10 protein-coding genes are annotated in these 14,241 nt (G+C 63.1%); all 10 read right to left on the bottom strand.

Going from position 1 to position 14,241, the window contains the following annotated elements; all coding sequences use genetic code 11:
* Nucleotides 1-6: 6 nt before the first annotated feature.
* Nucleotides 7-1,164 carry an alginate O-acetyltransferase gene (locus tag V3314_RS25725; protein ID WP_046617047.1) on the bottom strand — a complete coding sequence of 386 codons (1,158 nt, stop codon included), beginning with the start codon at nucleotides 1,162-1,164 and terminating at the stop codon, nucleotides 7-9.
* A gap of 10 nt (nucleotides 1,165-1,174) precedes the next feature.
* Entirely contained in the window at nucleotides 1,175-2,632 is a 1,458-nt protein-coding gene (locus tag V3314_RS25720) for an MBOAT family protein (protein WP_046617048.1), read from the bottom strand.
* A 136-nt stretch (nucleotides 2,633-2,768) separates the two neighbouring features.
* Nucleotides 2,769-3,872, bottom strand: a complete 1,104-nt coding sequence (locus tag V3314_RS25715) for a mannuronate-specific alginate lyase (RefSeq protein ID WP_046617049.1) — start codon at nucleotides 3,870-3,872, stop codon at nucleotides 2,769-2,771.
* 7 nt (nucleotides 3,873-3,879) lie between these two features.
* Nucleotides 3,880-5,322, bottom strand: coding sequence for an alginate O-acetyltransferase (locus V3314_RS25710; protein WP_046617050.1), 1,443 nt, complete (start codon nucleotides 5,320-5,322; stop codon nucleotides 3,880-3,882).
* Between the two features lie 13 nt (nucleotides 5,323-5,335).
* Complete coding sequence (gene algG / locus V3314_RS25705; RefSeq protein ID WP_085601193.1) at nucleotides 5,336-6,895, bottom strand: mannuronan 5-epimerase AlgG; 1,560 nt, start codon at nucleotides 6,893-6,895, stop codon at nucleotides 5,336-5,338.
* A gap of 22 nt (nucleotides 6,896-6,917) precedes the next feature.
* Nucleotides 6,918-8,396 carry an alginate export family protein gene (locus V3314_RS25700; protein WP_046617052.1) on the bottom strand — a complete coding sequence of 493 codons (1,479 nt, stop codon included), beginning with the start codon at nucleotides 8,394-8,396 and terminating at the stop codon, nucleotides 6,918-6,920.
* A complete protein-coding gene (algK, locus tag V3314_RS25695) occupies nucleotides 8,393-9,820 on the bottom strand; it encodes an alginate biosynthesis TPR repeat lipoprotein AlgK (protein WP_046617053.1) in 1,428 nt (475 codons plus the stop codon). The genes V3314_RS25700 and algK overlap by 4 nt, the downstream gene beginning before the upstream one ends.
* 12 nt (nucleotides 9,821-9,832) lie before the next feature.
* On the bottom strand, nucleotides 9,833-10,999 hold the full coding sequence (locus V3314_RS25690) for an alginate biosynthesis protein Alg44 (protein ID WP_046617054.1): 1,167 nt from the start codon (nucleotides 10,997-10,999) through the stop codon (nucleotides 9,833-9,835).
* Between the two features lie 36 nt (nucleotides 11,000-11,035).
* Complete coding sequence (locus V3314_RS25685; RefSeq protein WP_046617055.1) at nucleotides 11,036-12,517, bottom strand: glycosyltransferase family 2 protein; 1,482 nt, start codon at nucleotides 12,515-12,517, stop codon at nucleotides 11,036-11,038.
* Nucleotides 12,518-12,589: 72 nt separating this feature from the next.
* On the bottom strand, nucleotides 12,590-13,906 hold the full coding sequence (locus V3314_RS25680; protein ID WP_003257136.1) for a UDP-glucose/GDP-mannose dehydrogenase family protein: 1,317 nt from the start codon (nucleotides 13,904-13,906) through the stop codon (nucleotides 12,590-12,592).
* Between the last annotated feature and the right edge of the window lie 335 nt (nucleotides 13,907-14,241).

Raw genomic sequence — 14,241 nt, 5'->3', positions numbered from 1 at the left:
CTCTGATTAGTGGTTAGTCCGGGTGGACGACAAAGCCAGGTTTTCTTCGGATTTACGGGTGTTCTTCAGCTGGGCGATCCACTGCGGATCGAAGCTGCTGAGGTCGTTCTTCATTGGCAGATAACGTTCGGGGAATTCCCACACCACCACCTGGGGTGCGGCGTTCTTGAAGGCATCGCTTTGCAGGTACTTGAGCATCGGCAGCAGCGGGCCATGGCCGTCTTCGGCGTAGTTGGCCACGTCGCTGCGCAGGGCCTGCTGCAGCGCGCCGAGGAAGTTCCAGTGCGGGTTGGCGCTGTAGCTGGTGCCCACCAGGGCAACCGGGATCTGCTTGTCGGCGAACAGTGCGTCACCGGCTTCACCTTCGGCCTCGACAGGGCGAGTGGTGCGTTGCTGCAGGTTGTCCGGGGCCGGCAGCAGGTTGCTGAACAGCGGGTCCAGTGGCAGGAAGTTGGTCAGGTCACCCTTGTATGGCGCGGTGCTGCCGGCTTCGGTGATGAACGCCTGCGGGTCGCCGTTGAGCAGGCTCTGGCGGCTGACCGCCTCGGCCACGGCCTGCGCCGCCACTTCGGCACCCATTGGCGTCCAGTGGGTGTCGGTGCGCAGGAACACTTGGCCGCGGGCCTTGGCCTGTTCCATGGGTGCCATCAGGTCCGGAGCGAACACGTTGGCCTGGCGCACCTGGGCATGGAACTGGTTGTACAGGTCGTCATGCAGGCTGGTCGGCAGTTCCTTGCCCAGGTACTCGGCGTACACCCGCGCCTTGGCCGGCACGATCGCCAGCACCAGCTGGCTGCCGTGCTGCTGCAGGGTGTCGCGCACGCCACGGATCAACGCCAGGTTTTCCTGCATCAACTGCTCGGCACCGGCGGTGGGCTTGAACTCCTCGTCACTGAACAGCCACTGGTCGCGGCCCAGCACCACGCCGGGGCGGCCTTCGTTGAACAGCTTGAAGTCCATCGCCGCCCACAGGTTGGTGCCCAGGCGCTTGATCGGGAACTGCTCGTCGTAATGGGTCTCGGCGGCCTTGGCCAGCTTTCCGTTGAGCAGGGTCATCTGCTCGGTACGCTGGAAGCTTTGCAGGCCACCGGTGGACCAGACGCCCATGCCCACCAGCAGGCCGAGGAACGACAGCGAATAGGTAATGCGTAATGTCCGGGTCATGTCATCAACCTCAGAACTGGAAGTAAAGGAACGGCGAGTAGCTCTGCGCCGAAAGCTTGAGGATCGAGGCCACGAACAGCAGCAGCACCAGGGCGCGGGTCATCACCCGGGTCCAGTCCAGGCCGATCGAACCGTCGCTGTTGACCTCCACCGGGGTGGCCTTGGGCGTTGGCCTGGCGTTGCGGTAGAAGTCGCGCAGGCCGAAGAACGCAAGGGTGATGTAGGCGACAACCAAAGTGGCTACCTGCAGGCCGGTGAGCTGGGCACGGTTGAGTTCCGACAGCTGCCATTCACCGAAGCTGAACATGGCGCCATACATGCGGCCGGCCACTTCCAGGTTCTCGGCACGGAAGATCACCCAGCCGACCACCACCAGCAGGAAGGTGAATGCCCACTTCACCGGGTTGAAACGCTGGGGGTTGGTGTCGATGCCCAGCGCGCGCTCGATGGCCAGCCACATGCCGTGCCAGGCGCCCCAGATGATGTAGGTGAAGTTGGCGCCATGCCACAGGCCGCCCAGCAGCATGGTCAGGAACAGGTTGCGGTAGGTGTTGAAGGTGCCTTTGCGGTTACCGCCCAGGGTGATGTACAGGTAGTCGCGCAGCCAGGTCGACAGGCTGATGTGCCAGCGCCGCCAGAACTCGGTGATCGACTGGCTGATGTACGGCTGCTTGAAGTTCTCCATGAAGCGGAAGCCCATCATCAGGCCCAGGCCGATGGCCATGTCGCTGTAGCCGCTGAAGTCGAAGTACAGCTGCGCGGTGTAGGCCAGGGCGCCGAGCCAGGCATCGCCGGTGGTCGGGTTCTGCAGGGCGAAGCAGTGGTCGGCCACTACCGCCAGGGTATCGGCGATGAACACTTTCTTGATGAAGCCCTGCATGAAGCGGGTGCAGCCTTCGGAGAACTTGTCCAGGGTATGGGTGCGGTTGTTGAACTGGTCGACCAGGTCCTTGAAGCGCAGCACGGGGCCGGCGATCAGGTGCGGGAAGATCGCCACGAACGCCGCGAAGTCGATCAGGTTGCGGGTGGCCGGGGTATCGCCGCGGTACACGTCGATGATGTAGCTGATCGACTCGAAGATGTAGAACGAGATACCGATCGGCAACAGCACGTGGGTGAGGATGAACGGCTCCAGGCCGAACGAAGTTATGATCGCGTTGAGGCTGTCGACACCGAAGTTGGCGTACTTGAAGTAGCCGAGGATCGCCAGGTCGACACCGACGCCGAGCAGCAGCCAGCGCTGCGCGGGCTTGGTACGCACACCGGCAGCGCCGACTTTCAGGCCGATCCAGTAGTTCCACAGGGTGACCCCGGCAAACAGGGCCAGGAAGTCCACCCGCCACCACGCGTAGAAGATGTAGCTGGCGACCAGCAGCAGCAGGTTGCGATAACGTTGCCCGCTCAAGTAGTACAGGCCGAGGAAGATCGGCAAGAACAGGAACAGGAACACGTTGGACGAGAAGACCATCCCGGTTCTCCTTTTTGTTCACAGCATCCGGGGCAAAGCGCCCCCCAAACCCCCCAGCGAAAAACCGGAAGGCAACTTAGGTCCTTGTGGTAGCGGGCAAGCCCGCTGCCACAGGTTCACTCCCAGATGGGAGGTGTCACTTCTTGCTCTTTGCGCTCGGGTCGTAGACCCGTGTCACGTCGCCGCCGAGCCTGAAGCTGTTGAACGGCTGCATGTCGTGCTTGCGCTCCAGGGTGTCACCGACGCAGTGGTACAGCGCGCACCAGGGTTCGAGCCATGAATACTTGCTGTCGATCTTCAGGTCGGTCATGTCCTGCTTCTCGCCGGCGCGTGCCTTGAATTGACTCGGGTCGCGTACACCGGCCAGCACGCCTTCGCCCAGACGCTGCAGGGCGAAGTTGTTCTCGCTGCGCAGGTCGACACCATTGGCCTGGGCGAAGCTGGCGATCATCGCCAGCGGCGGCAGGGCGTAGTTGTGATACGCCAGGGCGCGCTGCTTGCGCTTGATCTCGTTGGGCAGGAAGCCCTGTTCATCCACCTGGTTGGCGCCGACCTTGTATTCCTTCACCGCCCAGTCGAACAGGTCGCGGCGGTCGGTGGCCACGGCGGTAGCCATCACCGACCAGGCCGCCCAGTAACTGTGGTTGTTGATCTTCTCCAGTGGCAGATCGCTCCAGTCGCGCACGGTCTGTTCAGCGAGGCGGGCGAACCACTTCTCGATCAGCTCGGCCTCTTCCCGGTGCGCGGCCAGCGGCTGCGAGTTGGAAAACTTAAGGCGCAGCCAGGACCCGCTCATGCTGCCCAGCGCCCACTTGCGCATGGATTTGCCGGTGTGGTTGTAGTCGGTGGACATCAGCGCATCGGCACGTGCCCAGGAGCCCAGCCAGGTGAGCGCGCAATCCAGCTGGGCCGGGCGGCCGTCACGCATGTACTGGCCGACCATCTTGCTCACGCCCTTCTCGAGGGTGGTGATGCCCTCGGTCGACTTGCGAAAGGCCTTTTCCGAGGCCACGTTGAGCGTCGCCCGAGCCTTGTCCGAACCTTCATACTTGCTGCGGAACTGCAACGCGCCGGTGTACGGCTTTGGCGCCGGCTCGCAATGGAAGTTGCCGTCTCCGGTCTTGAGCTTTTCAATGCCTTCGTAATAACCCTGCGGGGGCACCAGCGCGGCCTGCGCGGCGCCGCCGAACAGGGCCAGGGTGAGCAGGGCAGGGCGGAAGATTCGCTTGAGCATGGTCATGGTCGCCTCACTGGCCGGCCTGCGCGGTCTGCGCGGGCACGGCGAAGTTGTTGCGTTTGCAGAGCTTGGCCTCGACCTTCTGGGTACCGCTTTCCGGCCCCTGCACCTCGAACGCCAGCAGGCTCTGGCTGGCCCAGTCCTCGTCTTCGCGCATCTGGAAGACGAAGCGGCCGTCGGTGTCGGAGGTTTCCGGTTTTTCCAGCTTGATGTCCTCGTGGCGACCGTTGAGGTACCAGAGGGTGGCCTGCAGCACCTTCACCGATGGGTCTTCGAACTTGACGTCCATCTGGATGTTGCGGTTGATCAGGTCTTTGATCACGCCGCCCTTGCCGTTGACCATCAGCTCGTTCTTGCCGGGCTTGAGGGTGGCGCTGGCGCTCATCAGGGCCGGGCGGTCATCGCAGCCGTCGTCGAGCAGACCAAGGATTTGCCGCCAGATGGTTTCCTGGTCCAGGCGATACAGCGGGGAGAATTCCCAGATCAGGATCTTCGGCGGGTTCTTCTGGAATTCCTCGCTGCCCAGGTACTGGATCATCGAGCCTTCCAGGCCGCCGCCGGGGAAGGCGACGTTCAGTACATCGGCACCAATGTACTGTTGCAGGAAGCCCGCGAAGTTGTAGTTCTTGCCACTGTGGCTGGTACCCACCAGGGTGATCTGCGCGTTGCCGGCGTCACCGAACAGGTCGTCACCGCCACTGTCGGAGCCTTTGGGCTCGGTGGCGAACTGGTCCATGTACTGGACGGCGTAGCTGGTACCACAGAGCTGACCGGCGACGTTATGCAAGGTGCCGGTCTTGCCCATGCGCCCGGACTTTTTCGTTTCGAATTCCTTGCGCGGGATGCCTTCGAAGGCCGGCATCTTGTGCACGGTATCGGCCACGATCCTGGCAGCGCGCTCGGCGCCGTAAGGCGTCCAGTGCTGGTCGCCACGGAAGTAGAAGTCCTTGCCCTGGTCGGCAGCGGCCAGCTGTTCGTTGGTCAGCGGCGACAGGTCGGGTACGTTGTAGCCCATGCTGGCAAAGCGCTTGAGCATGGCCTGGTAGTTGCCCAGGGCCTTCTGGTAGTCGAAGGCAGCCTTTTCCGCCGGGTTGAGCATGTTGCGGTTCACCAGGCCACGGGTCGGCTGGTACACCACCACCAGCTCCACGCCGCGCTTCTTGAACGCGTCGTGCACTTGCTGCAGGCGCTTGTAGCCGGCCGGGGTGGTATTGAACTCGGTGCGCAGGTCTTCGCGGGTACGGAACAGCCAGTCGCCCTGGGCCTGCACCAGCGTGGTGAAGTTCTGCTGGTAACGGGTTGTGTAGCGGCTTGGGTCATGCGCTTCAGGGCACAGCTGGCAGCAAGGCTCGGCGCTGAAGGTAGGGGCCTTGACGTCTTCGGCGCGCACGCCCTGGCTGATCGCCAGGAGGGCGGCGGACAGGCCCAGCAGTTTCATCAGATGTGGGGTCATGGTCTGGGCTTCCTTAATCGATCATTTCGGTCTGGCGTTCGACCGGGTCGATCAGCACAGCCTTTTGCTGGCGTACCAGCAGGTCGAGGATTTCGTCCTGGCGTTCGCCCAGAACGCCGTTGAGGCTGATACCGCTGGCCTTGCGCGGGGCGAGCATGGACACCTTGTACAGCTCGACCGACAGCGGCGAGTCGATCGACAGGGGGCCGGAGCCGTTGGCCGACAGTTCGCCACCGACCAGGATCAGCGACACCTTGGTGTCGAACGGGTCGAGGGCGATGTCGCGGTCGGTGTTGGACAGGTCCTTGATGTGGCCGTACACGCCGACCAGACCGTTGGCCATGGCGACGTTTTCGTACAGGCGGATGTTCACGCTGTTGCGCACGCGGATGCCGTGGCGGCGGTTGTTGATCAGCTTGTTGCCCCAGATCAGGTTGTCGCCACTTTCGTACAGCGTGATGCCGTCGGTGTGGTTGCGGTAGATCTCGTTGTAGGCGATCAGGTTGTTGACGCTGTTACGGTCGATCACCACGCCCGAGAGCTTGTTGTCGAAGCTCTTGTTGTTGATGATCCAGCTGTCGTTGACCTCACGCGAAACGATGATGCCGTGCTTCTTCTTGGTGCCGTACACCGTGTTGCCGGCGATGATCAGCCGGTGCGAGCGGTCGTGCGGGTCGATGCCGTAGACGATGTTGTCGCGGTAGGTGCTGTCCTTGACCACGAAGTCCTGGGTCTCGTAGCAGTAGAAGCCGTACCACATGTCGCTGAACTCAGAGCCGATGATCCAACCGGTGGGTTCCGGGCGGCCCATGCGCTTGGCCATGTTCGGCGTGTACTGCGAGATGCTCACGCCGTACGATTTGGACTTGGCGTAGCCGAAGCTGGCCATCTTGGTGTTGACGATGTAGGTCTCGGTACCGCCCCACGACAGCAGGAACGGGCGGAATTCCTTGGGCGAGCGGAAGGTCGCCGGGCCATTTTCCTTTTCCCGCCAGCCGGTCACCTGGGTGTCGGTGACGAACAGCTTGCCGTCGTTGACCAGGAACGAACCGCCTTCCTGGGACAGGCGCAGCTGCTTGACCTTGCCGTCGATCTCGAGGATGCCCTTCTGCCCGACCACGATCGGCAGGCGCGCCAGGTACACACCCGGCTCGACTTCGCTGAGGTACTGCTTGGGTACCTTCTTGCTCAGCTCGACCAGGTCGACATGGCCGTCATCGATGAAGATCGCCTGTGGAATGCCATGCTGGCGCTGGACCCACTCGGCCGCCTTGTTGTCGCCGCCGACGAATTCCTTGAGGGTATCCTCCTGGAACATGCGGCGCAGGCTGACCTTGCCCTTGTGGCGGCGGTCGATTTTCTTCTGCACCGCATCAAAGGTGTAGCCGGTCAGGTCAGGCAGCTTCGGCGGGTCCATGTGCAGCGGCTCGATCGGCGCGCTGGAGACCGTGTAGGTCTTGGCCTGCTGCAGTTCCTTGGCGATCACCTGGGGCTCTGCGGCAGCCACCAGGCCGCTGGCCAGCAGCAAGGCGCTGGCCAACAGGCTGTGACGTAAGTGCGGGTGAAGGTTCATAACGGTAAGTCCTCTACCGGCCTCAGAAGCGCCAGATCACGTCGACGAAGGCGCGGTGCATGTACGAGTCCGCTTCCTTGCCATAGGCATCGCCCGGCTTGAACACGCCAGCACGCAGGCGCACCAGGGCAGATGGCTCGTCGATGGCCTGGCTCATCGAAGCCGGCAGCAGGCCTTGCTTGAAGTACTTGGTCACGACCACGTCCATTTCCTGGCCAAGGTCTTTTTCTCCATCGACCAGCGGGCGGTTCACACCGTTGTCGTTGACCACCGCGTTGATGCCGCTGGAACCGATGTTCTGGTTGCCATCGACACGCCAGAACTTGTGGTAGATGAAGCTGGCGTCGTAGTCGTCGCGCAGCTGCCAGGAGGCGAACAGGGTGGCCGCCTGCAGGTTGCCCAGCTCGCCGCGGAAGGCTTCACCGAAGCGGTGCACGCGCGAACGGGTACCGGTGTAGTTGGAGCGGTTGCTCTCCAGGCCGGTCTGCTCGTAGTTGCTCGAACCGTCGTCGCCACCACCGCCACTGCCACGGGCGTAGGCCGCACCGACCTGCCATTGCGGGTCGAGGCGCAGGCGGATGCCGAGGTCGGTGGCCCAGGCGTTGACATCACCACTCTGCTTGCCGGTGGCCACGGTGTCGTCGCCGACCACCTGGCTGCTGAGGGTGTCGCGGTCACCGGTCAGCCAGGTGACGCTGCCCCAGTAGTTGACGGTGTGGTCGTTGCGCCAGTTGTAGGCGTCGCTGTTGGCTTCCAGGCCCAGCCAGGTGAGGTCGCCGGTGCGGGTCTTGTCCAGCGCATCGACGGTTTCGCCCGGGTTCTTCAGGCTGCCGCCGTCGTGGGTGTGGTGGGCGCGTACACCGACCCAGTGGCCAGGGGTCCACTGCGTGGCGACATTGCCGTAGACGTGCGTACGGTCCTTGTCTTCGGGGGCCAGCTCGGTGAGGTCGGTGCGGTATTCGCTGAAGCGTTGGGCAACGCCCAGGTCGGCCTTGAGCAGGGTGGTGTCGAAGGTCCAGTTCAGCGCCTCGATGTTGGTGTCGCGCCACATGCCATCGTCGCTGCGCAGGCGCTGGCGGCCGAAACGCAGCTGCTCGCCGGGATAGGCGGTGAGGCCGCTGTAGCCGACCCAGAATTCGCGCATGGCCAGGTAGCTCTTGTCCTGCTCACGGCCGTCGGCGGCGGTGTCGGTCGTGGTGCCGTCGTCGTTCTGGCGCAGAGTGTCGGTTTCGATGGTGTCGGTCGCGGTGACGGCTTGGCCCATGGCATAGGCGCTCCAGTTGCCACGCTCGCCATATACCCAAGGGCGCAAGTCGAGACCCAGGCCGTTGACGTCGCCGCCGGAGCGGGTGCCCAGATCACGGTCGTCTTCCGACTGGCCGGTGATCTTCACATCCAGGCCGAAGTTCTTTTCAGCGGTCATTTCCGCCAGGGTCGGGCAGGACCACAGCAGGGCGAAGCTCAGGCCGATGCCGGCTTTCACGAAGGGATTGAGCGTCATAGCGAGTCCTCACCGGTTACTTCTTTTTCATCGTCTTGCAGGGCTTCGATGGCCAGGGTGCTGTTGGCGCCTTGCGCCATGCTGCCGCGTGCCTGCTTCTCTTGTGCCAGCAGTTGCTGGGCCTGGCTGCGCTGGTCAGGCGTAAGTTGCTGGTCGAGCTGCTGCAGCAGTTCAGCGGACTGCGGCGACGGGTTGGCCTGGGCCAGCTGGGCGAATACCCAGGCGTTGCCCGGTTGCGGGCGAATGCCATGGCCTTCGCTGAACAGCTGGGCCAGGGCATAGTCGGCACTGTTCTGCCCACCACGGGCGGCGGCCAGCAGGTTGTCGACGGCCTTTTGTGGCTCGACGTTGCCCAGGTAGCCGCGGCGGTACAGCTGGCCCAGGTAGTAATGGGCGCTGACTTCGCCTGCGTCGGCGGCAGCCTGCAGGTGTTGTTCGGCTTTGGCCGCGTCCGCAGGCACGGTCTTGCCTTCGTAGTACAGGCGGCCAAGCAACAGTTCGGCGCGTGGCTGTTCGGCTTCGCGGCCCTTGTCGATGTAGGCCATCAGCTGGTCGGTATCGCCCAGCTCTGGGAAGTCGTACACCAGTTGCGCCAGGCTGACCCAGGACGCCGGGTTGGCCGGGGCCACCTGTTCGAGCAGGTCCTTGGCGGTTTTCTCGTCGGTCTGGCCAAGGCTGCGGTCAGCCAGTACCCGGGCAACGCTGTCTACCCGGGTGGCCGGTACTGCGCCACGGGCGTAGGCAGCCTTGAGCTGGCCGAGCAGGGCAGCCTGCTGGTCGGCCTGGCCACGCTTCTGGTACACGGTGGCCAGTTCGACGTAGCAGATGTCGGTGCTGTTCAGCGCGGCCTTGCAGATTTTTTCCACTTCGCCCAGATGCTGGTCGTAGGTGCCCTGGGTGCGGTACAGCAGCACCTGGGCCAGGCCCGCTTCCGGGTTGCCGGCGGCGCGCCATTGGTCGATCTGCTGCTGCGCGTTGACCTTGGGGAAGCTCTGCGGGTAGGTCAGGTAGAGCATCGCCAGCGGGATCAGGGTGTTGCTTTCGCCCTGCTTGGCGGCTTGCTTGAGCAGTGTTTCGGCTTCTTCGCGCTCGGCCTGGGTGCTGTCGGGCTTGGCCACCAGCAGGCGGCCAAGGCGCGCCTGGGCACGCGGCGAAATGGCGGCCGCGGCGCGGTAGGTAGCCTCGGCTTCCTTGATTTTCGCCGGATCGCGGGTGGCAACCTTGATGTCGGCCAGGCCCACTTGCGCTTCGCTGTAGCCCAGGTCGGCCAGCGCCTTGTAGTTGCGCTCGGCCAGTGCAGTGTCACCGCGCTTCATGGCTTCGTTGGCCAGGCGCTGGTCGGGCAGGCCCGCACAGCCGGCCAGGGTGATGGCAGCAGCCAGGGCACACAGGCCCAGGCTGGCGCTTTTCTTGTGGGGAATCATGTTGTGATCCTCTTACAGCCCACGGGCCATGGCTTTGTCGATCAGCCAGTTCAGCGATGGGCCACGGTCGCTGTTGACCGAAGCCGGGCGACCGGCGAGTTCGGCGGGCAGGGCGCTGTCAGGTTTGATCTGCACACGGATGTCGGCGGCCAGGTCTTCGCTGTTGAGGCTGGCGCTGCTGACGATCTGGCCGGTGCGTACTTCGTCTTCGCCGGCTACCTGGAAGTTGACCCGGGTGCCTGGCTTGACCTCGTCGAACTGGCGGTAGGTGAAGCGCGCCTCGATCATCGGGTTGGTGGTACGCGGGATCAGCTGGAAGATCGGCTGGCCCTTGGCGGCGTACTGGCCGTTGTCGACCAGCTGGCGGGCAACCACGCAATCACACGGGCTGGTGAGGGTGCCGGACAGCTGCTTGCCGAACAGTTCCTCGATCTTCGCCGGCTCCAGCTGTGCGTCTTCCAGGTTGCCCTTGAGCATGTCCAGCATGCTGGTGGTGAAGCTGGCCAGTGGTGCGCCCTTGGCGATCTGGCCACCGCTTTCGACCAGGCTGTTCACGGTGCCGTCGCGCGGCATGGTGACGTTGGTGGTGGGTACCGCGACCACGCCGGCTTCGGCATGGCTTACGAAGTACATGCCGTACAGCGACTTGGCGATGAAGCCGAAGGCGGCGACACCGACCACGAATACACCGAGGGTGACGGTGACTGCCTTGAGGCGGCCGAAGGCGCTCAGGCCACTGCCGCCATCCTTCTGCTTGCGTGCCTTGGTGAAGTTGTCGCGCTGCAAGGTGCTGAGCACATCGCCAGCAGTGATCAGTTCACCCGAGAGGTGCGAGGTGATGATGTGGCGCAGCGTGGCGATGTCGCGTGGCTCGAGGTTCTGGAACTGCGCGCCGGTACGGCCGCTGTCCGGGTTGTAGGAGCGCACCTGGAACTCGATGTCCATCGACAGGCCGAGGTTGTCGACCGTGAACTGCAGCCGCCCGCGGAGCACGTCGCCAACCGACAGTGGTTGCTTGGTGTGGAAGCTCAGGCCTCCGGCGGAAAGATCGTCGACTTTCACATCGTGGGCTTGGCGCTGAGGGTCGAGGAAGCGCAGCTTGGCGGGGATGCGTACCCGGGCGTGCTGGCGCTGGGCTTCGGACTCATGCACGACGTTGACGTTCACGGCGGTATTCATGTGGTTTGTTCCTGTTAGTTCCGATCCGGGTTGGGCTCACACGACCATGAACAGCACAGCGACGAAGATGCTGGCAGCCGAGAAGGTCATGGTCCGCGAGGACCAGGTGTTGAACCATTGTTGAAAGCTGGCGAGGTCACGCTTGAGGGCAGTGGGCTGACGCGTCCAGGACTGCTTGTCGAGGCGGAAGAACACGTAGATCTTCATCAGCGCGCCGATGATCTGGTTGTAATAGAGAATCAGCGGGTAGGCCGGGCCCACGTTATGGCCGGAGCACAGCAGCATGATGGTGAGGATCAGACGGGTGATGCCGATCCACAGCAGGTACACCAGCAGGAAGCCCATGCCGAACTTGAGGCTGGCGATTACCGCCACGGTCAGGCCCAGCAGGCTGGTCCACATCGACACGCGCTGGTCGAACAGCACGATGCTGGTGAACAGGCCCAGGCGGCGCAGGCCGAGGCCCAGCGCGCGGGAGTTCTGCCGCAGGTTGTTGCCGTACCAGCGGTACATCAGTTTGCGGCTGGCCTTGAAGAAGCTCTTCTCCGGCGGGTGCTCGACCGTGTTGATGGCGGCGTCCGGCACGTAGAAGGTGTCGTAGCCCAGGCGCATCAGGCTGAACCAGCTGGACTTGTCGTCACCGGTGAGGAACTTGAAGCGGCCCAGGCGCCAGTGCATCAGCGAGTCGCTTTCGACGTCGGCGATGAACTCGGGGTTGGTCACCACGCTGGCGCGGAACATCGACATGCGCCCGGTCATGGTCAGCACGCGCTTGGACAGGGCCATCGAGCACATGTTGATGTGGCGCTGGGCGAAGCGCAGCTTGTGCCACTCGCTCATGATGTAGCCGCCACGCACTTCGCAGAACTCGTTGGTGGTCAGGCCGCCGACGTTGGGGAACAGCTTGAACCACGGCACGGTCTTGCGTACCACGCCATCGCCCAGCACGGTGTCGCCGTCGATGACCGCCACCACGGCGTTCTCGTCCGGCAGCATGCGCGAGATGGCACGGAAACCGTAGGCCAGGCCGTCACGCTTGCCGGTACCGGCGATGCGCACGATGTCGAGCTTCACGTGGGCGGGCGGGTTGTATTTGGCCCACAGGCTTTTCACCAGCAGTTCGTCCGACATCTCCACCAGCGAGCAGACCACGGTGGTGGGGAAGCCACAGTTGATCGCCTCGCGAATCACCGAGCTGTACACCTGGGCGGTAGTCAGCGCTTCGATGCGGAAGCTGGTCACCATCAGGTAAACGTGGGACGGGTCGGCGTCCTTGCCCATTTTCTGCACCTTGCGGCGCAGGTACGGGTACACGCCGTAGAGGAAGATCATGCCGCGGATGAAATGGGTGGCGCCCATGGAATAGCGCCAGATGCCGACTGCGCCGACCAGGAAGATGAAGTGCTTCGACTGCGAGTCGAAGATATCGGCTGGCAGGGCCAGGGCGATCAGCATGAGCAGACTCATGTAGAGCAGCCAACCGGCGCACTGCAACAGCACTGTCTGGATCCTTTGCATGTTCAGCATCCGTCGAGAATTCGGGAAAAGGTGGGCAGCGGGGTGGGGAGGCCCCCGCTGCCCGGCCAGCACTTACCAGCAGATGCCTTCGGTACGGCTGGTGGCGCAGGTCGGTTTGCTCATGAAGCCGACCAGGTCGATCACGTGCTTGCCGGCCGGCGCTTGCTGGGCCAACGCACGGAACTGCTCGTCACGGTTGCCCAGGACGATGATGTCGGCGTTGTCGATCACCTTCTGGAAGTCGGCGTTGAGCAGCGACGACACGTGCGGGATTTTCGACTCGATGTAGTCCTTGTTGGCGCCGTGGACGCGGGCGTACTGGACGTTCTCGTCGTAGATGTCCAGCTGGTAGCCCTTGCCGATCAGGCGTTCGGCCAGTTCCACCAGCGGGCTTTCACGCAGGTCGTCGGTGCCGGCCTTGAAGCTCAGGCCGAGCAGGGCGACCTTGCGCTTGTCGTGGGCCTCGATCAGTTCGAAGGCGTTCTGCACCTGCGATTCGTTGCTGCGCATCAGCGAGTCGAGCAGCGGTGCGCGTACATCGAGGCTGGCGGCGCGATAGGTGAGGGCGCGCACGTCCTTGGGCAGGCACGAGCCGCCGAAGGCGAAGCCAGGGCGCATGTAGTACTGGGACAGGTTCAGTACTTTGTCCTGGCAGACCACGTCCATCACGTCACGGCCATCCACGCCTACGGCCTTGGCGATGTTGCCGATCTCGTTGGCGAAGGTGACCTTGGTGGCGTGCCACACGTTGCAGGTGTACTTGATCATCTCGGCCACTTCGATCGGCTTGCGGATGATCGGTGCGTCGAGCTCTTCGTACAGGGCCTGCAGGATGTCGCCGCTGGCGCTGTCCAGTTCGCCGATGACGGTCATCGGTGGCTGGTCGTAGTCCTTGATCGCGGTGCTTTCACGCAGGAATTCCGGGTTGACCGCGACGCCGAAGTCGACGCCGGCTTTCTTGCCCGAGCAGTCTTCGAGGATCGGGATCACCACGTTCTTCACGGTGCCCGGCAGCACGGTGCTGCGTACCACGATGGTGTGGCGGCGCTCGCTGTCACGCAGCACGTAGCCGATTTCGCGGCACACCGACTCGATGTACTCGAGGCCCAGGTCGCCGTTCTTCTTGCTTGGGGTACCCACGCAGATCATCGATACGTCGCTGGCACGGATGGCTTCGGCGAAATCGGTAGTACCGCGCAGGCGGCCGTTGGCGATGCCCTGTTGCAGCAGTGCTTCCAGGCCAGGTTCGACGATGGGCGACTTGCCCTGATTGATCAGGTCGATCTTGGTGCTGGACACATCCACTCCGATCACTTCATGGCCTCGCGCCGTCAGGCAACCTGCACAGACCGCACCCACATAACCCAAACCAAAGATGCTGATACGCATCGCTATCACCTCATGTGTTTATCACGTCGGCACCTCCGGAGAGAGCCGGACTGGGTTGATTAACAACAGTTTTCGGGCGCACGGATCCATGGCGAAATGCACACTTCGCCGAGCGCAGGCAAAATAAATCCGGAGCGCAAAAAGTTATGCACTCAAATGTGGCAGTAAAAAGCCATTAATTAAAAAACGTGCCCTGGAATGCAGCCGTCTTTATTGCAAGGCGCTACGTGGCGCTTTGCTGTGCTTGTTTTTTCAAGTGGAAAAATCCTTTGAAATCAACCACTAGGACGAATTGAAAGGGACGCGTCTCTCCTGCATGGACAGGCTCTTCGGGG

The organism is Pseudomonas sp. TE3-3-F2023 (assembly GCF_036784815.1).
GTDB lineage: Bacteria > Pseudomonadota > Gammaproteobacteria > Pseudomonadales > Pseudomonadaceae > Aquipseudomonas > Aquipseudomonas pudica.
The sequence above is the reverse complement of the archived record's forward strand: the minus strand, read 5'-3'. Positions and strand labels throughout refer to the sequence as shown.